The organism is Saccharothrix sp. AJ9571 (genome assembly GCF_021725495.1).
Taxonomy (GTDB): domain Bacteria; phylum Actinomycetota; class Actinomycetes; order Mycobacteriales; family Pseudonocardiaceae; genus Amycolatopsis; species Amycolatopsis magusensis.
The window spans coordinates 6,097,200-6,115,936 of the sequence record NZ_CP091382.1 but is presented as its reverse complement, the minus strand read 5'-3'; the positions used below and the strand labels follow the sequence as shown (position 1 = coordinate 6,115,936).

The 18,737-nt window shown below is 71.7% G+C and carries 23 protein-coding genes; 11 read left to right on the top strand and 12 right to left on the bottom strand.

Going from position 1 to position 18,737, the window contains the following annotated elements; translation table 11 throughout:
* Nucleotides 1-44: 44 nt before the first annotated feature.
* Nucleotides 45-1,247, bottom strand: coding sequence for a PucR family transcriptional regulator (locus tag L3Q67_RS28420; protein ID WP_499184496.1), 1,203 nt, complete (start codon nucleotides 1,245-1,247; stop codon nucleotides 45-47).
* A 214-nt stretch (nucleotides 1,248-1,461) separates the two neighbouring features.
* On the opposite strand from L3Q67_RS28420, the gene L3Q67_RS28415 reads away from it, so the two are divergent.
* Nucleotides 1,462-2,391 (top strand): pseudouridine synthase family protein, encoded by a 930-nt coding sequence (locus L3Q67_RS28415; RefSeq protein ID WP_499184495.1) that lies wholly within the window; start codon nucleotides 1,462-1,464, stop codon nucleotides 2,389-2,391.
* Nucleotides 2,392-2,577: 186 nt separating this feature from the next.
* On the opposite strand, the gene L3Q67_RS28410 is transcribed toward L3Q67_RS28415, so the two are convergent.
* A complete protein-coding gene (locus L3Q67_RS28410; RefSeq protein ID WP_499184494.1) occupies nucleotides 2,578-3,630 on the bottom strand; it encodes a cobalamin-independent methionine synthase II family protein in 1,053 nt (350 codons plus the stop codon).
* A 180-nt stretch (nucleotides 3,631-3,810) separates the two neighbouring features.
* Here L3Q67_RS28410 and L3Q67_RS28405 point away from each other — a divergent pair, with 180 nt between their 5' ends.
* The 6 genes from L3Q67_RS28405 to surE all read left to right on the top strand — a co-directional run bounded on the left by L3Q67_RS28405 (nucleotide 3,811) and on the right by surE (nucleotide 9,568).
* The gene (locus L3Q67_RS28405; RefSeq protein ID WP_499184493.1) at nucleotides 3,811-4,905 is read left to right on the top strand and encodes an Rv2629 family ribosome hibernation factor; all 1,095 of its coding nucleotides are present in this window, start codon (nucleotides 3,811-3,813) and stop codon (nucleotides 4,903-4,905) included.
* 27 nt (nucleotides 4,906-4,932) lie between these two features.
* Nucleotides 4,933-5,106 (top strand): hypothetical protein, encoded by a 174-nt coding sequence (locus tag L3Q67_RS28400; protein ID WP_499184492.1) that lies wholly within the window; start codon nucleotides 4,933-4,935, stop codon nucleotides 5,104-5,106.
* 85 nt (nucleotides 5,107-5,191) lie between these two features.
* Entirely contained in the window at nucleotides 5,192-5,857 is a 666-nt protein-coding gene (locus tag L3Q67_RS28395) for an ATP-binding protein (RefSeq protein WP_499184491.1), read from the top strand.
* Nucleotides 5,858-5,931: 74 nt separating this feature from the next.
* On the top strand, nucleotides 5,932-7,881 hold the full coding sequence (locus L3Q67_RS28390; protein ID WP_499184490.1) for an ATP-dependent Clp protease ATP-binding subunit: 1,950 nt from the start codon (nucleotides 5,932-5,934) through the stop codon (nucleotides 7,879-7,881).
* Nucleotides 7,878-8,825 (top strand): 1-phosphofructokinase family hexose kinase, encoded by a 948-nt coding sequence (locus tag L3Q67_RS28385; RefSeq protein ID WP_499184489.1) that lies wholly within the window; start codon nucleotides 7,878-7,880, stop codon nucleotides 8,823-8,825. The genes L3Q67_RS28390 and L3Q67_RS28385 overlap by 4 nt, the downstream gene beginning before the upstream one ends.
* The gene (gene surE, locus L3Q67_RS28380; protein WP_499184488.1) at nucleotides 8,822-9,568 is read left to right on the top strand and encodes a 5'/3'-nucleotidase SurE; all 747 of its coding nucleotides are present in this window, start codon (nucleotides 8,822-8,824) and stop codon (nucleotides 9,566-9,568) included. Before L3Q67_RS28385 ends, surE begins: the two co-directional genes overlap by 4 nt.
* A gap of 70 nt (nucleotides 9,569-9,638) precedes the next feature.
* Here the strand turns inward: surE and L3Q67_RS28375 are convergent, their stop codons facing one another.
* Nucleotides 9,639-10,019 (bottom strand): STAS domain-containing protein, encoded by a 381-nt coding sequence (locus tag L3Q67_RS28375; protein ID WP_499184487.1) that lies wholly within the window; start codon nucleotides 10,017-10,019, stop codon nucleotides 9,639-9,641.
* 347 nt (nucleotides 10,020-10,366) lie between these two features.
* Here L3Q67_RS28375 and L3Q67_RS28370 point away from each other — a divergent pair, with 347 nt between their 5' ends.
* Nucleotides 10,367-10,735, top strand: coding sequence for an STAS domain-containing protein (locus L3Q67_RS28370; protein ID WP_499184486.1), 369 nt, complete (start codon nucleotides 10,367-10,369; stop codon nucleotides 10,733-10,735).
* Here L3Q67_RS28370 and L3Q67_RS28365 read toward each other — a convergent pair.
* The 6 genes from L3Q67_RS28365 to L3Q67_RS28340 all read right to left on the bottom strand — a co-directional run bounded on the left by L3Q67_RS28365 (nucleotide 10,728) and on the right by L3Q67_RS28340 (nucleotide 15,669).
* Nucleotides 10,728-11,114, bottom strand: a complete 387-nt coding sequence (locus tag L3Q67_RS28365; protein WP_499184485.1) for a response regulator — start codon at nucleotides 11,112-11,114, stop codon at nucleotides 10,728-10,730. The two genes, L3Q67_RS28370 and L3Q67_RS28365, sit on opposite strands and share 8 nt — an antisense overlap.
* Nucleotides 11,111-12,262 (bottom strand): PAS domain-containing sensor histidine kinase, encoded by a 1,152-nt coding sequence (locus L3Q67_RS28360; RefSeq protein WP_499184484.1) that lies wholly within the window; start codon nucleotides 12,260-12,262, stop codon nucleotides 11,111-11,113. The genes L3Q67_RS28365 and L3Q67_RS28360 overlap by 4 nt, the downstream gene beginning before the upstream one ends.
* Entirely contained in the window at nucleotides 12,255-12,659 is a 405-nt protein-coding gene (locus tag L3Q67_RS28355) for an ATP-binding protein (protein WP_499184483.1), read from the bottom strand. The genes L3Q67_RS28360 and L3Q67_RS28355 overlap by 8 nt, the downstream gene beginning before the upstream one ends.
* A gap of 73 nt (nucleotides 12,660-12,732) precedes the next feature.
* A complete protein-coding gene (locus L3Q67_RS28350) occupies nucleotides 12,733-13,419 on the bottom strand; it encodes a response regulator transcription factor (protein WP_499184482.1) in 687 nt (228 codons plus the stop codon).
* Between the two features lie 32 nt (nucleotides 13,420-13,451).
* Complete coding sequence (locus tag L3Q67_RS28345) at nucleotides 13,452-15,008, bottom strand: CYTH and CHAD domain-containing protein (protein WP_499184481.1); 1,557 nt, start codon at nucleotides 15,006-15,008, stop codon at nucleotides 13,452-13,454.
* A 16-nt stretch (nucleotides 15,009-15,024) separates the two neighbouring features.
* Nucleotides 15,025-15,669, bottom strand: a complete 645-nt coding sequence (locus L3Q67_RS28340; RefSeq protein ID WP_499184480.1) for a phosphate signaling complex PhoU family protein — start codon at nucleotides 15,667-15,669, stop codon at nucleotides 15,025-15,027.
* Between the two features lie 159 nt (nucleotides 15,670-15,828).
* On the opposite strand from L3Q67_RS28340, the gene L3Q67_RS28335 reads away from it, so the two are divergent.
* Nucleotides 15,829-16,734 carry an ATP dependent DNA ligase gene (locus L3Q67_RS28335; protein ID WP_499184479.1) on the top strand — a complete coding sequence of 302 codons (906 nt, stop codon included), beginning with the start codon at nucleotides 15,829-15,831 and terminating at the stop codon, nucleotides 16,732-16,734.
* A 49-nt stretch (nucleotides 16,735-16,783) separates the two neighbouring features.
* Entirely contained in the window at nucleotides 16,784-17,299 is a 516-nt protein-coding gene (locus L3Q67_RS28330; RefSeq protein ID WP_499184478.1) for a DUF6328 family protein, read from the top strand.
* Nucleotides 17,300-17,304: 5 nt separating this feature from the next.
* On the opposite strand, the gene L3Q67_RS28325 is transcribed toward L3Q67_RS28330, so the two are convergent.
* From L3Q67_RS28325 to L3Q67_RS28315, 3 genes are read right to left on the bottom strand one after another with little or no spacing between them, the layout of a single operon-like run.
* Nucleotides 17,305-17,571 (bottom strand): DUF4235 domain-containing protein, encoded by a 267-nt coding sequence (locus L3Q67_RS28325; protein WP_499184477.1) that lies wholly within the window; start codon nucleotides 17,569-17,571, stop codon nucleotides 17,305-17,307.
* A complete protein-coding gene (locus tag L3Q67_RS28320) occupies nucleotides 17,568-17,819 on the bottom strand; it encodes a DUF3618 domain-containing protein (RefSeq protein WP_499184476.1) in 252 nt (83 codons plus the stop codon). The genes L3Q67_RS28325 and L3Q67_RS28320 overlap by 4 nt, the downstream gene beginning before the upstream one ends.
* On the bottom strand, nucleotides 17,816-18,208 hold the full coding sequence (locus L3Q67_RS28315; RefSeq protein ID WP_499184475.1) for a phage holin family protein: 393 nt from the start codon (nucleotides 18,206-18,208) through the stop codon (nucleotides 17,816-17,818). The genes L3Q67_RS28320 and L3Q67_RS28315 overlap by 4 nt, the downstream gene beginning before the upstream one ends.
* A 125-nt stretch (nucleotides 18,209-18,333) precedes the next feature.
* Between L3Q67_RS28315 and L3Q67_RS28310 the strand changes: the two genes are divergently transcribed.
* A complete protein-coding gene (locus L3Q67_RS28310) occupies nucleotides 18,334-18,666 on the top strand; it encodes a plasmid stabilization protein (protein ID WP_499184474.1) in 333 nt (110 codons plus the stop codon).
* Nucleotides 18,667-18,737 lie beyond the last annotated feature (71 nt).

The following is an 18,737-nucleotide window of genomic DNA, read 5'->3' as shown; positions in this document are numbered from 1 at the left end:
CCAATGTCGGAATCGGACACCGGGGCGCGCGGTTTCCCACAAGCTCAGCCGACGGCGTCCATCGAGCCGCTGCCCGCCTGCGGCCCCAGCGCGCGGCGCAGCCGCAGGGCGACCAGCAGTTCGGTGCGGCGCTCGGACAACGCGTCGCCGAGCAGTTCGGTGGCCGTGCGGATCCGCAGCCGGACGGTGTTCTCGTGCACCCCGAGTTCGGCGGCCGCCCGCGCCTGCGATCCGCTGGCCAGCGCGGCGAGCAGCGTTTCGCGGATGCGGTCGGCGCGCTCGTTCGCTTCGGCCAGCTCACCGAGTTCCTCGGCGACGAACCGCCGGGCCGCCGCGGGGTCCCCCAGCAGGAACGCTTCGAGGCGGACGTCGGTGTACCAGAGGAAATCGCCGGGATCGGCGAGCACTTCACGCAACGCGAACGCGCGCACGGCCTCTTCGTGGGCCCGGCGGAAACCGGCCAGCCCGAGGGCCGGGCCACCGGCCACCACCGGTTCGCCGTGCCGGGACACCGCCTGCCGGATCGTCCGGAGCGTGGCCAGGTCGACCCTGCCGGGAAACCCGAGCCAACCGGCCCAGAGCCCGGGTGAGCGCTGGACCAGCAGCGCCGCCTGCGCGTCGGTTTCGTGGCGCAGCCGGGCCAGGCGCCGCTCGGCGTGCGGCCGGTCGCCCTGCAGGAGCAACGCGAGGTGGCAGGCACGCAGGCGGTAGCCGAGTTCGTCGTCGAGGAACTGGGTGTGCGCGGGCGGGGTGGCGCCGAGCAGTTCGTCGACCAGCGCGCGGCGGCGCTCCTCCCCGGTGCAGGCCAGTTCGCCGGCGACCTCGTCGTAGCGGGCGCTGACCAGGCCGAGCACCCGGGTGACGTACCCGAAGACCGCCGGGGTCCGGTCGCCGATCAGCTCGGCGACCGTGCCGTCCCCGCGTGCGGCGGCCTCGCCGACGATGGCCAGCCAGCGGTGCCAGAACTGCTCCAGGCCGACCCAGTAGGCGCGCTCCAGGTCTTCGAAGGGCAGGCCCTGATCGGCGACGACTTCGGCGAAGGCCAGTGCGTGCCCGAGTTGGGGTTCTTCGTGGTGCACCCGGCCCGCCGCGACGTCGGCGAGCAGGCCGATGTTGCCGCGGACACACCGCTCGAGCACCGCGTCGAACCGGGAATCCGTGGCGTGCCGCGGGAAAACCCGTGAGGCGATGGCGTCGTGCACCGTCTCCGCGATGGACTCGACTTCAGCCGCGCTCGTGGTCCCCACCCTCTCCCTGCCGGTTCCAGCGTAACGCCGATGCTATGTCCGGGCGGAATGACGAGAATTCCTGCCGCTCACTAGATTTCCGAGCCTGCCGCTGACCGGCGGCGATCGCCGCGCGTACACGGAAAAGGGCCGACGATACCCAAGTGGACCTTTCGGGAACGGCGGCCGATGTGCCATCCGAGAGCCGTTCCTCCCCGCGGGTTAGAGTCGCCGGGTGCGAAGGAAACTCCGATCACCGCTGCCCCAGCGGCACGGCCTCGATCCCGCCCGGCTGCGGTTGCCGGACGAGGGTCCGTGGGCGACCCTTCGCGAGCACCTGGTGGAACGGCTGCCTCGGGTCGACCCAGCGCGCATCGACGAACTGCTGGCCGAAGAGCGGATCGTCGGGCTCGACGGTCCGCTCGGCCCGGACACCCCGTTCCGGCCCGGCACCTTCATCTGGTTCCACCGCGATCTGCCGGACGAAGTGCCGGTGCCGTTCGAGGTCGAGGTGGTGCACCGCGACGACGACCTGCTGGTGGTGGACAAGCCGCACTTCCTGGCCACCATCCCGCGTGGCAGGCACGTGCTCCAGACCGCGCTGGTCCGGCTGCGCCGTGACCTGGACCTGCCGCAGCTGAGCCCGGCGCACCGGCTGGACCGGGTGACCGCCGGGCTGCTGCTGTTCGTCGTCCGCCCGGAACTGCGGGGCGCGTACCAGACGATGTTCCGGGATCGTTTGGTGCACAAGGAATACGAGGCGATCGCGCCGGTGGTTCCCGGCTTGGACCTGCCGTGCGTGGTGCGCAGCCGGATCGTCAAGGAACGCGGGGTGCTGGCCGCGCAGGAGGTGCCGGGTCCGCCGAACAGCGAAACCCGCGTCGAACTCGCGGAGGCACGCGACGGCCTCGGCCGGTACCGCCTGCTGCCCGCCACCGGGCGCACGCACCAACTGCGGCTGCACATGAGCAGCCTCGGCATCCCCATCCTCGGCGACGACTTCTACCCCGTGCTCACCGAAACCGCCCTCGACGACTTCCGCCGCCCCCTGCAGTTGCTGGCGAAGGCACTGGAATTCACCGACCCGGTGAGCGGACAACGCCGCCGCTTCGAAAGCCGCCGCACCCTGGAATCCTGGTCCGACTACCCCACCTGGGCAGCCTGATGACGCGGGAGTCGGGCGAGTCCCACGTTCCTGCAGCCGAACCCCGCACTCGGGCAGTCGAGTTCCACATTCGGGGGGCCTCATGCCGGCCAAGTCGGGGAAGGCTCACACTCTCGGCAATGCTATGAGTGGGGCATTACTTGCGTTGAATGCAAGTAATGCCCCACTCATAGCATTCGCAGGGCCCTACTCGGTGGCGAGTCGGGTGCCTTCCACCCGCGCCGCGATCTTGGCGAAGGCGATGTCCCGCGAAGTCGAGGTGTCGTCGGCGAACGGGGAGAACCCGCAGTCGTCGCAGGTGCCGAGCCGGTCGGCGGAAACGTACTCGGCCGCCAGCAGGACCCGGTCGCGGACCTGCTCGGCGGATTCCACCACCGGGTTCACCGGGTCGGTCACGCCGACGAAGATCCGCTGCTCCGGCCGCGAGTGCGCACGGACGATCTCCAGCACCCGCCGCGGCTCGGCCTCGCTGGCCAGTTGCAGGTAGAACCGCCCGGCGTCGAGCGAGAACAACGCGGGCAGCAGCCCGGCGTAGTCGACATCGAGGCTGTGCACCGAATCCTGGTCCCCGCCGGGACAGGTGTGCACGCCGATGCGGGCCCGCTCCTCGGCGGAGAACCGCCCCAGCACCTGGTTGTTCAGGTCCACAAAGGACTGCAACAGCCCGCCGGAGGGGTCGAGCTTCAGTGACAGCCTGCCCTCGGTGAAGTCCAGCTGCACGCTGTCGGCACCGGCGTCGAGGCAGCGGCGGATGTCCGCCTCGGCCTGGTCGACGAGGTCGGCGGTGAAGGCTTCGCGGGAGTAGCCGTCGATGCCGTCGGGCGGGTAGATGAGGCTGATCGCCGAAGCCGCGATCACCGCCTGCTTGACCGGGAGATCGGTGAGCGCCTTCGCCTCACGCAGGTACTCGTCGGCGTGCGTGGCGTAGCGGAACGGCCCGGCGGTCAGGCGCGGCAGCTGCCGGGTGTGCCCGTCGGCGAACGGGATCACCACCCCGTCCGGCGCCAGCGAGGCCAGTCCGTCGAGCGGGTAGGTGGCGAAGCTGGGCTTGCCCTGCTCACCGTCGGTCAGCACCGGCGAACCGGTCTCGGTGAACCGGGCGATCGTCTCGGCGAGTGCCTTCCCCCGGTACTCGGCCAACGCCTCGGCGTCGATCTTCCCGGCGGCGAACTCGCCCATCGCCTCGATCAGGTAACCCGGCCGGGGGACGCTGCCGATGGGTTCGGTGGGAATGCGCACGGATGGACCCCTCCAGATCACCGGTTTCGCTCACCAGGTGCAGCGAAGTCTACGGTTCGATCATGGTTTTCCAGCCGCCTCACGGGTGAACCACCTGGGCCGTCCGGGCGTTTGCCGGGCACCGGCCCGGGTACCCGGCCACAGCACATGATCACCCCGCAAGCGCGAAGGGAGCGTCCCTTGGACACCACCACGCTGCGTGCGCTGACCGAAACCGAAGGTCCGTTCGTCTCGGTCTACTTCGACGACTCGCACGACACCGAGGACGCGGCGAAGCAGCTGGAGCTGAAGCGGCGCGACATCCGGGAGCAGCTGACCGGCAAGGGCGCCGAGGACGCCACGATCGAGGCGATCGACCGCGCGCTCCGCGACGGGCAGCCGCCGGTCGGGCGCAGTGGCCGCGCGGTGCTCGCCGCGCACGGCAAGGTCCTGCTCGACGAGGAACTGGCCGAACCGCCGGGCGCGCCCGAGGTCCGGTTCTCCGAGCTGCCCTACCTGACCCCGCTGGTGGCCCACTCCGCGATCGGCACCCCCTACGTGGTGGTGACGGCCGATCGCACCGGCGCCGACCTGACCGCGGTGGACGCCAAGGGGCGCCGGAAGTCCGTGGAGCGCGTCGACGGCTCGGACCACCCCGTGCACAAGGTGCGCGGGGGCGCCGAAGCCCACCGCGACATCCAGGCCCGCGTCGAGGAGAACGTGCACCGCAACCTCGCCGAGGTCGCCGAGCGCACCGCGAAGGTGGCCGCCGGACTCGGTGCCGAGCTGATCGTGCTCGCGGGCGAGGTGCAGGCCCGGCGCGAACTCCGCGACCTGCTGCCCAAGGCGGCCAAGGAGATCGCCACCGAGGTCACGGCCGGGGCCCGCGCCGATTCCGGGACCGCGGGCCAGCTCGACACCGCGCTCGGCGAACTGCTCGCCGGGCGCAGGCTGGCGCGCCTCGACCGGATGGCCGAGCGGTTCCGCGCCGAACTCGGGCGCACCTCCGGTCTCGCGGTGTCCGGCTTGGAGGGCGTGACCACCGCCCTGCGCGAGGGCAACGTGGAGACGCTGCTGGTGACCGAGCCGGGTGAGCGCACCGTCGCCGTCGGGCCGTCCCCGGCGCAGGTGGCGGTGGACCAGGCGGAGCTGGCGGCCTTCGGCACGAGCACCAGCACCGAGCGCCGCGCCGACGAGGCGCTGCCGGTGGCGGCGGTCGCCGTGGGCGCCGACGTCGTGGTGTTCGACCAACGACTCGACCTGACCGAGGGCTTCGGCGCAATCCTGCGCCACTGAGCCCGGTCACGGATGAAGGAGCAACCGATGAGCAGCCCCGAGCACGACCTGGAAAAGCCCACCGAAGACGCGCTCGACCAGAACCGCGCCGCGTCACCGGGGCAGCCGGGCGGGCCGTCCGACCCCGAACTGCCGCTCGAGGCCGACCCGGCGGACGCCGCGGAGCAGCGCACGCCCGCGGATCCCCGCCAACACGGCTGACCGCGAGAGGCCGAGCCGGGTGGACGCGGACAGAACCGGGCGGTCGGGCCTTCACATAACACTGGAAAAACACGGGGACGCGGTCGTGGCGCGGCCGGCGGGCACACTCGATTCCGCCGGCCTGCCGCGGCTGCGTGACACCCTGCTCGGCTGCGCCGCCGACCACCCGGCGGCGCTGGTCGTGGCACTCGACGAACTCACCGTCGACGGGCCCGGCCGCCTGGGCGTGTTCACCCAGGTGCGGCTGCAGCTCGCCGACTGGCCGGGCATCCCACTGCGGCTGGCCGCGGCCACACCACCCGGCGACGATCCCCCGGGTCTCCCGGTGCACCCCTCGGTGGCGGACGCGCTCGCCCGCGTCCGTCCCGCGCCCCGGCGGCAGGCGAGCATCGACCTGCCGCCGGTGTCCGCCAGCACCCGGCTGGCCAGGAACTTCGTCCGGACGCTCTGCCGGGACTGGGCGATCGAGCCGGTGCGTGCCGGTGACGCGCGGATGGTGACCAGCGAACTGGTGGAGAACGTGCTGGTGCACACCGATTCCCCGGCCGTGCTGCGGTGCGACCTGCGCGAGGACGCGCTCAGCGTCGCCGTCGCCGACGGGTCGCCGGTGCCCGCCCGGTTGCGCGAAGGCCGCGCGGGCTACCTCGGCGGCCTCGGCCTGAAACTGGTCGCGCAGCTGACCACCCGCTGGGGCTGCTCGCCGACGCTGACCGGCGGCAAGGTGGTCTGGGGCGTGTTCAGCAGGCGGTGAACCGGTTTCACCTCTCGTCCCGGCGGGTAGCCGGGGTCGACCGCTTGACGCCTACGCCAGGGAGCGGCCGAGAGATGACCGACTTCTTCCCCTCCGGCGGCGGTTCGCTGGACCAGTTCCTCGCGCGGTGCTACGGCGACGCACCAGCCGCCCGCCCGCGTCCGGTGGAGCCGGTCCACCTGGCGCCTGCTCCCCCACGCCCGCTCGCCCGCACCGAACTCCCGGACACGCCCACAGTGGACAGGTTCGGCCACGACCTCACCGAAGCGGCCCGCCGGGGCGCGCTCGACCCGGTGCTCGGGCGGGAGCACGAGATCGAGCAGACGATCGAGGTGCTTTCCCGGCGCACCAAGAACAATCCGGTGCTGATCGGTGAGGCCGGGGTCGGCAAGACGGCCATTGTGGAGGGTCTCGCCCAGCGCATCGCCGACGGTGACGTGCCGGACGTGCTCGCCGGGCGCAGGCTGATCCAGCTCGACCTGACCGCGCTGGTCGCGGGCACGCGCTACCGCGGTGACTTCGAGGAGCGCGTCACCGCCCTGCTCGCCGAGATCCGGGCGCACCGCGACCGGCTGGTGTTGTTCATCGACGAACTGCACACCGTGGCGGGCGCCGGTTCGTCCGAAGGCTCACCGGGCGCGGGCAACATGCTCAAACCCGCCCTGGCCCGCGGTGAACTGCCCGTGGTCGGCGCGACCACGCTCGACGAGTACCGCGAGGGCATCGAAGGCGATCCCGCGCTGGAGCGGCGGTTCCAGCCGATCACGGTCGGCGAACCGTCCGTTTCGGACGCACTGGAGATCCTGCACGGCCTGCGCGGACGCTACGAGGCGCACCACGGCATCCGCTACACCGACGCGGCGCTGGTCGCCGCGGCGGAACTGTCCCACCGCTACCTCACCGAGCGCTTCCTGCCGGACAAGGCGATCGACCTGGTGGACCAGGCGGGCGCGCGGGTGCGCCTGCGCGGCGACGGGCCGGACAGCCCGGTCACCCCGGAGGACATCGCCGAAGTGGTCTCCCGGCTCACCGGCGTCCCGGTGGGCAGGCTGACCGAACACGAGCGGGATCGCTTGCTGCGCCTGGAAGAACACCTGCACCGGAAGGTCATCGGCCAGGACGAGGCGGTGACCGCGGTGGCGGGGTCGGTGCGCCGCTCGCGGGCCGGGTTCGCCGAACCGGGCCGCCCGTCCGGCAGCTTCCTGTTCCTCGGCCCCACCGGCGTCGGCAAGACCGAACTGGCACGGGCACTGGCCGAAGCGCTTTTCGGCGACGCCGGGCACATGGTGCGCATCGACATGAGCGAGTACGGCGAGCAGCACGCGGTCAGCAGGCTGCTCGGCGCCCCTCCGGGGTACGTCGGCCACGAAGACGCCGGGCAACTGACCGAGGCGGTGCGACGGCGGCCGTATTCGGTGGTGCTGCTCGACGAGATCGAGAAGGCCCACCCCGGCATCTTCCCCGTCCTGCTGCAGGTGCTCGACGACGGCAGGCTCACCGACACCCGCGGCCGGACCGTCGACTTCTCGAACACCGTGGTGATCATGACCAGCAACCTCGGTTCGGAGCTGATCGGCGGCAGCGGCGCGCTCGGCTTCACCCCGGCGAGCGGGCACGACCCCGAGAAACCGTTGCGGGAGCGGCTGGTGCGCCGCCTGCGCGAGTCGTTGCGGCCGGAGTTCCTCAACCGGATCGACGAGATCATCGTCTTCCGCAGGCTCACCGACGCCCAGCTCGAGCGGATCACCGAGCTGATGCTGGAAAGCACCCGCCGGCGCGCGCGGGCGCGCGACATCGAACTGGACTTCACCCCCGGCGCCGTGCGCTGGCTCAGCCGGGCCGGTCACCAGCCCGAGTACGGCGCCCGGCCGATGCGCCGGGCGATCCAGCGCGCCGTGGACAACCCCTTGGCGGACCTGGTGCTGCGGGGCGGACTGCCCGCCGGCGCCCGGGTCCGCGTAACCGAACGCGACAACGAGCTGTCCTTCGAAGTGACAGCGGAAACAGGAGGACGACCAGCGTGAGACCACAGCGACGCGTCACGGTGTTCGCCCCGTCACCGCAGTTGACGGTGACCATCGAGGAACTGGACGGCATCCCCGAGATGCACCTGCACGCCGGCGGGCAGGGGGTGTGGCAGGCACGCATGATCGTCTCGCTCGGCGTGCCCGCGGTGCTCTGCGCGGCGCTCGGCGGGGAGACCGGCAACCTGCTCAAGCACCTGATCCCCGAAGAGGGCATCGAACTGGTGGCCCAGGAAGCGCACTCCCGCAACGGCGGTTACGTGCACGACCGGCGCGACGACAAGCGCGAGCCGGTCGTAGAGGCCCCCGGCGAACCGCTTTCGCGGCACGAACTCGACGGCCTCTACGAAAAGACGCTGGTGGAGGGGCTGCGGTCGAAGACGGTCACGCTCAGCGGCCCGTCCACCGGCCAGCCGGTGCCCGCCGACATGTACCGCAGGCTGGCCACCGATCTGCGGGCGAACGGCTGCCTGCTGGTGGTCGACCTCTCCGGCGAGCTGCTGGAGGCCACGATCGAGGGCAAACCGCAGTTCATCAAGGTCAGCCACGAGGAGCTGCTGGACGACGGGCGCGCCGGCAGCGACGACCCGCCGGCGCTGATCGCCGGGATGAAGGAGCTGAGCAGGCAGGCGGGCGACGCGTCCGTGGTCATCTCGAGGGCCGCCGACCCGGCGCTCGCGCTGCTCGAAGGCGAACTGTACGAGATCGAAGCACCGCCGCTGCACCCGATGGACTCCCGTGGGGCGGGCGACTCGATGACCGCCGCCGTGGCCGCCTCGCTCACCGAGGGTGTTTCGCTGCTGGAAGCGGTCCGCCTCGGCGCCGCGGCCGGGGCGCTGAACGTGACCCGGCGTGGGCTCGCCACCGGTGGCGGGGACAGCGTCCGCGCGGTTTCCGAGCGGGTGGAGCTGCGGCGGATCACCTCGGAGGGCGAAGCGGCATGACCCGTGTCCTGATCACCAACGACGACGGCATCGACTCGCCGGGCCTGGTCACGCTGGCCAGGGCGGCGCTGCGGCACCAGCTGGACGTGGTGGTCGCCGCGCCGCACGAAGAGTCGAGCGGTACCAGCGCCGGGCTGACCGTGCTGGGCTCGGAATCGGTGGCCAAGCCGGTCGAACTGCCCGAACTGCCCGGGGTGCTCTGCCACGCGGTGACCGCGCGGCCCGCCTACATCGTGCTCGCCGCCCGCGAGGGCAGCTTCGGCGATCCGCCCGACCTGGTGCTCTCCGGGGTGAACCGGGGCGTCAACATCGGCCGGGCGGTGCTGCACTCGGGCACCGTGGGCGCGGCGCTGACCGCGGGGATGAACGACCTGCGGGCGCTGGCGGTCTCGCTGGAGCACCCGGCATCGGGCCTGCTGCACTGGGACAGCGCGGAGGACCTGGCGGCGGAGGTGATCCCGATGCTGATCGAATCGGCGCCGGGCACCGTGCTGAACCTGAACGTGCCCGCGCGGCCGCGGGCGGAACTGGGCGCGCTCACCAGGGCCGGCCTGTCCTCCGCCGGTGCCGTGCAGACGCGGCTGGAGCAGGCGGGCGAATCCGCCGAGGTGGTGACCACCGTGGTCGAAGGGGGTACCGAACCGGGAACGGACGCGGACCTGCTGCAGCAGGGGACGCCGACGATCACCGCGCTACGGTCGGTCACCGAAGACCCGGACTTCGCCTGGCCCCCGGGCCTGTAGATGCTAGGAGTGGGGCATTACTGGCATTTTTTGCCAGCAATGCCCCACTCCTAGCGTGGACGCCGAGGCGTCAGTGGCCTTCCGCCGCCTCGCGGTGGCGGTTCAGCGCGCCCTCGACGGTCTCGTCGATGGGCAGCACCGGCTGGAGACCGGCGGCCTCGATGGCCCTGGGCACCACCCGGCCGGTGGCGACCAGGCGCAACGGGGTGCCCGCGTCGGCGCATTTCTGCTGGATCTCCACCAAGGCGGCCAGCCCCGAGGAACCGAGGAAGTTGACCTTGGTGAAGTCGGCGACCACCGGCCGCGGTGGCTTCGCCAGTTCGCGGGCGGTGTCGAACTCCGCGACCAGTGCGGGCACGGTCAGCATGTCGATGTCACCGGACGCGACCACGATCACCGCCGATTCCTCGGCACGGTGTTCCAGCTCCAGCAGCTCGCTGGGCAATGGCACGGGACCTCCCGGGTTCGAACGAACGGAAAGTTTCTCCGCCGGTCTCGGTTGGTCGTGACCGAGCGCGATCGGATATCCCGGCTGGCTGCTCAACCGGTTGCACAGATCGTAGCGACCGCACCGGAGCACTGCCATCCGGTACCGGATGCGGAAAATCCGCCCGAACGGAGTAATGATGATCACTCCGGCGGGCGACCCGCCCGGGGGGCGGCCATTGAGTAGTGGGCAGTGGGCGCGTACGGTCAGGATCAGCGGTTGAAACCAGCAGCCGATGCACTGGGCACGTACCGCCTCAAGCGTGTCTCCGCCGATCTCCGGGCACACCGGAGCCGGAAGGAGCTTCCGCCATGACTTTTCCCTTCATGCGCGATCAGCTGAACATCCACGCCGACCACACGTCGGGTCACCTCCTCATCGAGGTCACCGGCGAGGTCGACCTGGCCACCAAGCCCGACCTCGCCGCCGGGCTCACCGCCGCGCTCGACCCGCACACCGCCCTGATCGTCCTCGATCTCAGTGGCGTGAGCTTCCTGTCCAGCAGCGGCCTGCAGGTCCTCACCGAGTTCCAGGACCGCGCCGACGAGCTGGGCACCGAAGTCCGCGTGGTCTGCGCGGGCCGCCCGGTCCGCCGCCCGCTCGAGGTCGTCGGCCTCGACCGCAGGCTGCGGCTCTACACCAGCGTCGAGGCCGCCCTGCACTCCGTGCCGGTCAGCTGACCGGGGCATTCACCGCCCGCCGCACCGCTGAGACCAGTTCCGCGTTGGGCATGCCCTTGATCACGTACTCGCCGACGCCGGCATCCCGCATCAGTTTGCGGTTGCCGGCGTCGTCGTAGGCGGAGAACGCCACCAGCGGCGTGCCGATGCCGAGCCTGGCCAGGCGGCGGGCCACTTCGACCCCGCCACCGGTCGGCATCCGCACGTCGATCACCGCCACGTCCGGGCGGTGCTGCTCGACCAGCGTCACCGCCTCGTCGACGGTGGCCGCGTCGGCCACCACGACCAGATCGGCCTCCGCCTCCAGCACCGCGCGGAGCGCTTCACGGATCAGCAACTCGTCATCGGCGATGACCACCCGGACGGGTTCCGTGTTCACCGTTGCACCCCCGCACCCGGTCCCGGCCCGTCCGGAACCCAGAATCGCACCAGCGCGCCCCGGCCGGGCTCGCTGATCAGCTCCCACCAGCCACCGACCGCCTCGGCCCGCTCGCGCATGGCCTGCAGGCCGAAGTGCGAGCCGGGTTCGCCGAAACCGCCGACCACCACGACGTCGGTGCCCACCCCGTCGTCGGTGACCTCGGCGAGCGTGCCCTGGTCGATCGAGCGCAATCGCACCCGCACGCGGCTCGCCCGCGAGTGCTTCTGCACGTTGGTCAGCGCTTCGCCGACGATCCGGAACAGGGTCACCGACGCCTCCGCCGGCGGGGTCCCGGTCAGCTCGGTGGTCTCGAGCTCGGTCTCGATCCCCTGCGCCGCCAGCTGCTGCAGGTGCGCGCTGACCGCTTCGGTCAGGTCCCGCTCGTCCAGCGTCGGCGGGCGCAGCCTGCGGACCAGGTCGCGCAGCCTGCCGATGGTCTCCGACACCGCGGTGTCCAGCGCGCGGACCGCGGGCAGGTGCTCGGCGGGCACCTGCCCGGCTAGCAGCTGCACCCGCATCGACACCGCCGCCATCGCCTGGATGGAGTCGTCGTGCACGTCCCAGGCGATCCGGCGCCGCTCGGCCTCCTGCGCCTCGACCAGGTGGAAGAACAGCCGCCTGCGCTCGACCAGCTCGTTCTCCGCGCGCACGCGCTCGCTGACGTCCCTGGTGACCTTGCCGAACCCGCGCAGCGTGCCCCGCTCGTCGAACAGGGCGGTGATCACCACGATCGCCCAGAACCGGCTGCCGTCCCCCCGGACCCGCCAGCCTTCGTCCTCGAACCGGCCTTCGGCGGTGGCCATCTTCAGCTCGTAGGCCGGTTTGCCTGCCCGCAGGTCCTCCGGCGGGTAGAAGACGGAGAAGTGCTTGCCGATGATCTGCTCGGCGCGATAGCCCTTGATGCGCTCGGCGCCGGTGTTCCAGGTGGACACCACGCCCTGCGGGTCGAGCATGAAGATCGCGTAGTCCTGGACGCTGTGCACGAACAGCCGGAACGAGTCCTCGGAGAACGGGTCGTCGAGCGGATCGGGTTCGGCACCCGTACCGCCGGGACCGGGCACGCTCACTCCGGGTGACTCCCAGGCCGGACCCCTGACCTCAGCCATTCCCGCTCATCGGCGGCAACGGCAGTTCGCACCAGACGACCTTGCCCGCGTCGCGGGTCTGGACGCCCCACCGCTGCGAAAGGCGCTCCACCAGCGCGAGACCCCAGCCGCCCTCCGGGCCGCCGAGCTTGGGCCGCGGCGGTGCGGGGTTGCCGTCCTCGCACTCGATCCGGATGCTCTCGGCGGTGGTGGTGATGCTCAGGGTCGGCTTGCCACCGGCGTGGCGGACCACGTTCGCGACCAGCTCGGAGGCGATCAGCGTGGCGTCCTCGAAGGGCAGTGTGTCCCGCCAGTCCGACAACACGCGGGAGACGAACCGCCTGGCCTCACCCTCGGCGGTCAGGTCGGCGGGCAGCACGGCGGTCACCGGGCCTTCCGCGCTCAGGATGCTGTCCATCGTGACTCATCGTCCTCCGTCCGGCGCAGTCCCGGCTAGACGCAGCGGTTCCTCATCGACTGATGCATTTGCATCAGTCGAGCAGCCCGCGGCGGCGGGCGATGGCGACCGCTTCAAGCCGCGAATGCGCGCCCAGCTTGGCCAGAGCGCGCTGCGCGTGGTTGCGTACGGTGTTGCGCGCCAGGTGCAGGCGCTGGGTGATCTCGTCCACCGTGGCCCCGTCGGCGAACAGGCGCAGGATCTCCCGTTCGCGCGCGGTGAGCTCGGCCGCGGTGCCCCGCCCGGACAGCCGGCCGATCACCTCGCCGAGCAGTCCGGCGTCGAACACCATCTCGCCCGCCGCGGCCCGGCGGATGGCGTCGGCGAGCTGGTGCAGCCCGGCGGTCTTCGCCACCACCCCGGAACCGCCCGCTTCGACCACCCTGGTGGCCACCCCGGCGCTGACCTCGGCGGTGACGAGCAGGACCTTGGGTTCGGGGGCGAGCTCGCGCAGGCGGCCGATCACCTCGAGGCCGTCGCCGTCGGGCAGCCTGCGGTCGAGCAGCACCAGATCCGGGTAGGTCAGCTCCACCGCGCGCACCGCGTCGGCCAGCGAACCGGCCCTGGCGGCGAGGTCGATGTCCCCGATGCCGGCGAAGACGAGTTCCATCGCTTCCGCCACCATGTCGTGGTCTTCGACGAGTACGACCCGGATCGGCGGCATCGCGGGAACGCTACCAGCCGGATGCCCGGCCGACCGCCGGACATCCGCCTTCCGCACCGGTTCTCCTCACCGCGGTGTCCGAACCGGACTCACCGCAGCCAGCCGGGTGCGCTGCCATCGGCGACCCGCGGCCACTTCCGGCGGAACTCCGCGTCCAGGCGCTCGGCTTCGAGTTCGTTGCGGCCGTGGAGCACGCCGTAGGAGAACGAGCTGTGCCCGTCGCGGTCGGCGGCCACCGCCAGCGGCACCAGTTCCGCGCGGGCGACCACGCTGTCGTGGTGGTCCCCGAGCGTGGACTGCACCGCCTTCACGCGCTTGCGCCACGCGTTCAGCCCCTTGCCTGCCACGGGGCGCAGCGCGTCCGCGGTGTACCTGGCCTGCTTGGCTTTCTTGCGCACCTCGTGCAGGGCGGCACCGCGGTCCTCCGCGCCCTCCAGCGCGGCCACCGCCCGGCGCAGCCGCCGGTCGGCACGGAGCACGGCCTGGCGCAGTTCGGTGCGGGCCGGGCGCTTCGCCTTCTTGGTCAGGGGCGGATCGTCGAGCAGGGAATCCAGTGCACGCAGCAGGTTGAGGTACCGCGTGCTGTTCAACGCGGTCAGCGCATGGGCTTGGGCGCGCCGGGCCCGCTGTTCGAAGTAGGTGTCGAGGTAGACCGCGACCGGGCCGATGGTCAGCCGCCGCGGCAGGCCGGCCGCCTGCTCGGCCAGTCCGGCGTGCAGCACTTCGTTGTCCCGCACCGGTCCCAGCTCGCCGCCGAGCCACTTCAGCTCGTCGCGCAGGGGCTGCACGGCGTCGCGGTCGAGCACCCGGTGGAAGGAGCCGAGGGCACTGCGCAGCCGCCGCATCGCCACGCGCATCTGGTGGACCGAGTCCTCGGTGTCGCGACGGACCCCGGCGTCGTGGCGGTGCAGCGCGTCGACCTGGGTGCGCAGGTAGTGCAGCACCACTTCCCCGGCGGTCGCCTTCTTCCCCGGTGCCTTCGGCGATCCGGCGGGCAGCAGGTCCCCGATCAGCCGCCGCAGCTTGGACGGCCACTCCGAGGGCACCGCCCCCGCTTCGACGACCAGGTCCGCCACGGTGCCGAGGGTTCCGTCCTCGGCGTCGGCGCTCAGCTCGACTTCCAGTTCGCGCCACTGGTCCAGGCGCGCGACCGTGCCCGCCGCCTCACCGGTCACGTGGTCGTCGGTCAGCGTCGCCAGCACCCGGCCGTCGGCGTCGGCCAGTTCCACCGAGTACCGCACGGTGCGCAGCCCGGCGATGGCGATGAGGTCCTCACCCCGGGTGTGCCCGCGCACCAGCTCGGCCAGCTCGCGGGGGACCTCGGCAGCAGGAGCCTCGGAATCGCCCAGTGGCAGGGTGATCTCTTCGCGCGCGTCCTTCCCGACGGGGAGTTTCAGGTGCCAGCCCTCGTCGCCGCCCCCGGTCCGGCGTCGCAGCGTCACGCCCGCGCGGGCCAGGTCGTACCGCGGGGTGTCGTAGTAGGTCGCGTCCAGCCGTTCTTCGAGCGGATCGGACTGCCCGGCGATGGGGCCGCGGGCACGCAGGTCCGGGATCGGCAGGTCCAGCGGGAAGTCGAACTTCCGCTCGCGTTCGAGCGCGGTCCGCGGGGTCTGCGGGTTCGCCGGCGGGTTGGTGGTAGCAGTCAAAGCACTGGCCTCCTGGTCAGCCGGGCAGTGCGCCCGTGGTCGCGAAATCGGCCCGGCGTGCCACCGAGACCGCCTGGTCGGCGAACCGGCCGTAGAACCGGGCCAGCAGCGTCACGTTCACCGCCACCGGCACGCCGTGCGGCCACCGGGGATCGGTGACGCGGGTGAGCACGTGCTGGTGCAGCGCGTCCGCTTCGGTCTCGGCCGCGCGCATCCGCCCGAACGCCGGTCCACCGGCCCGGGTGAGGAAGCCCTGCAGGTCCTCGGCCATCCCGGCGGTGCACGCGGCGAGCTGCTCGAAGGCGGGCAGCAGTTCCTCGGGTACCGCCCGGTCCGGGTGCGCCCTGGCCGCGGTCTCGGCGATGTGCCTGGCCAGATCTCCCATCCGTTCCAGGCGATCGGCGCAGTACACCGCCGCCAGCACCAGCCGCAGGTCCCCGGCCACCGGCGCCTGCAATGCCAGCAACCGGTGCGCGGCGTGCTCGCACTCGTCCCGTGCCGCGTCGAGCAGCCGGTCGGAAGCCACCACTTCGGCCGCCACCCCGGGGTCGCACTCGAACAGCGCGCAGTTGGCCAGCCGCAGTTCGGCGGCGGCCGTGGCGGACAACCGGGCCAGCCGCTCACCCAGATCCTCGAGCTGGCCGTGGAAACGCTCCCGCACCCGCCTCACCTCCTCCGGTATCTACCCGATCGAGGCAGCGGGCAAACACCGCGGCGGGTTTGGCCGGAGACCCCGCGGGCTATCCCTGCCTCCGTGCACACCCGGGATTTCAGGCCGGATCTCGACGGCCGGCAACCGCTGCCCGTCTTCCTCCCGCCGATGCAACCGAAACCGGGCAGGCTGCCCCCGGTCGCCGAAGACGAGGAGTGGGCCTACGAGTTCGACTGGGGCGGGCCGCGCACCCTGGTCCGCGTGCAGGACGGCCGGACCACCGTCCGTGAGCGGTCCGGTCGCGCGATCACCGCGGAGTACCCGGAACTGCAAGGGATCGGCGCCTCGCTCGGCACCACCGAGGTACTGCTGGACGGCCAGCTGATGACCTTCGACAGCGGCCTGCCGAACCCGGCGGCGCTGAAGCGGCGCGGGAAACGCCGGGCCGCGGTCTGGTACCTGCCCTCGGACGTGCTGCACCTCGACGGCACCCCGTGCCTGGGCCTGCCCTACCTGCAACGCCGTCAGCTGCTCGCCGATCTCGACCTGCGGGGGCACGCCTGGCAGACCCCCGAGTACCAGCTCGGCAACGGCGGCGCCACGCTGCGCTCGGCGATCGGGCGCGGGCTGCCCGGCGTGCTGGCGAAACGGGTCAAAAGCGAGTACCAGCCCGGAAAACGCAGTCCGCACTGGATCGCGGTGACCGGCACCGGCGTGCAGGAGGTGGTGATCGGGGGCTGGCGGCCCGGTGGCGGATCGCGGTCGGGCACCTTCGGCTCACTGCTGCTCGGCATCCCGCACGGCAGCGGCCTGCGCTACGTCGGCAACGTCGGCACCGGGTTCACCCACCAGGCGCTCGAAGCGCTCGCCTCACGGCTGAACCGGCTCGAACGCAAGACCTCACCGTTCCACTCCGTGCCGGACCCGCAGGTGCGCGGCGCGTACTGGGTGCGCCCGTGCCTGGTCGGCGAGGTGGTCTTCCGCGGCTGGACCGACGCGGCGTGCCTGCGCACCCCGCGCTGGCGCGGCCTGCTCCCCGGCCGGGACCCCGGGGAAGTCCGCATCGGTGAGTGAGCACCCCGGGAACGGAATGGAAAAAGGACAAACTGGGTACCACGAATGGGTGAGTAGCCAGCCAAGTGCTAGCCAGCCCAGTGCCGAGTCGCGGGACGAACAGCTCGCGCGCAACGTCAGCGAGTTGCTGGGAGAGCTGCGCGTGGCCCAGGCGGCCGTGCAGTTCCTCTTCGGCTTCCTGCTGACGATCACCTTCACCGACCACTTCCGCGAGGCGAACGGCTTCGAGAAGGGCATGCACCTGACCGCGGTGCTGCTCGCCGCCACCTCCACGGCGCTGCTGGCCGCTCCCCCGGTCTGGCACCGCATGCTCTTCCGCGAAGGCCGCCGCGAGGAGATCCTGCAGCTCGGCAACAAGTCCGTGCTCGGCGGGCTGGTCTGCCTCGCCCTCGCGGTGACCACCACGGTCGCGCTGATCGCCAAGGTCATCTTCGGCTCGCTCACCATGGCCCTCATCGGACCGGTGATCGGCCTGCTGTTCGGCGTGCTGTGGTTCGTCGTCCCCCACCACATCCGCCGCCGGCACGCGGGCGAACCACCGGCACCGACGGCGGACGGGGAGTGAAGACCCTACTCGTCACCCGGCCAGTCGCCGGTGGCCTTGCGGTAGCCCTCGGCCCCGGCGCGATCCACCGCCGCCTTGACCGCACCGAAGATGGCGCCCTGCACCGCGGCGGCGATCACCACCTCGGCCCAGCCGTACTTGGCGTCGGTGGCCTCGGGCGCGTCGTCCTTCCCGGCCACCCGCTTCCAGACCTGCTTGAACAGCATGCTGGCGGCGATCCCGCCGAGGGAGCTGACCACCATGCCGAGCGGCTTGTACAGCACCTTGTTCATTTGCGGCTCCTGCGCACGATCAGCAGGACGAGCAGGGCCAGCACCGCGGCCCCGCCACCGACGGCCGGCCACGGGTTGCGCCGCACCGAAACCGCCACCTCCTGCGCTTGCTCCTTCGCGCGAGCGGGCACGTTCACCTTGTGCGCCAAGGCTTCCACCGTCTCGCCGAGTTCCTGGCGGGTCAGCTCGATGTCCACGCGCGCCTGCTCGGCGTCACGCGGGAACGAGGCTTTCTCCTTCCCGCTCATGAATGCACACTCTCCTTCAGCACCTTGACGTCGGCCTGCACGCTGGCCACCGCTTCCTCGGGCACCGGCGGCGTACCGCGCTTGAGCTGCGAACGCCCGGCCAGCGCGGCGATCCCGGCGACCACCAGCAGCACGCCGGCCACGATCAGCGCGGCGGCCCAGCCCGGCAGCACCACGGCCAGCCCCAGCACCGCGGCCGCGACCAGCACCAGCACGGCGACCATCGCGACGAAGCCCGCCGCACCGGCCAGTCCGGCGCCGGTACCGAGCCGCTTGCCCTTCTGCTGCAACTCCGCCGTCGCCAGGCGCATCTCGTCGCGGACCAGCCTGCTCAACTGCTCGGACGCGTCTCCCACCAATTGGGAGACCGAACGGTCGTCCTGAGTCATCGTTACCTCCCGTGGACTGTTACCACTCGGCTACCCCGTCCACCGAGCCCTCAATCAGGGCCGTTTGCGCCATTCGGGGCCGGGTAACCGATCTTCCGGAGGAACCCCCTTGACTGGAGGCGGAAATGCCGCAACAAGCGTGGAGCGACAAACGGGAACGCCAGTACGAGCACATCAAGGCCGGCCAGAAGGACCGCGGCGCCGGCGAGGACCGCGCCGAGGAGATCGCCGCCCGCACGGTCAACAAGAACCGCGCGCAGTCGGGCGAAGCCAAGCGGGCCAGCAAATCCTCGCTCAAGGACGTGTCACCGCAGCACCGCGGCGGGAAGCGGTCGGGCAACCGGCAGGGTCCCGGCGGGCCGACCAAGGAACAGCTCTACAACGACGCGAAGAAGCGCAACATCAAGGGCCGGTCCAGCATGACCAAAAAGGAGCTGGAGCGCGCACTCGGGCGCTAGCACCCCGGACCCGGGCACTCGCCCGCACGGCCAGGCTCAATGCTATGAGTGGGGCATTACTAGCGTTGAAC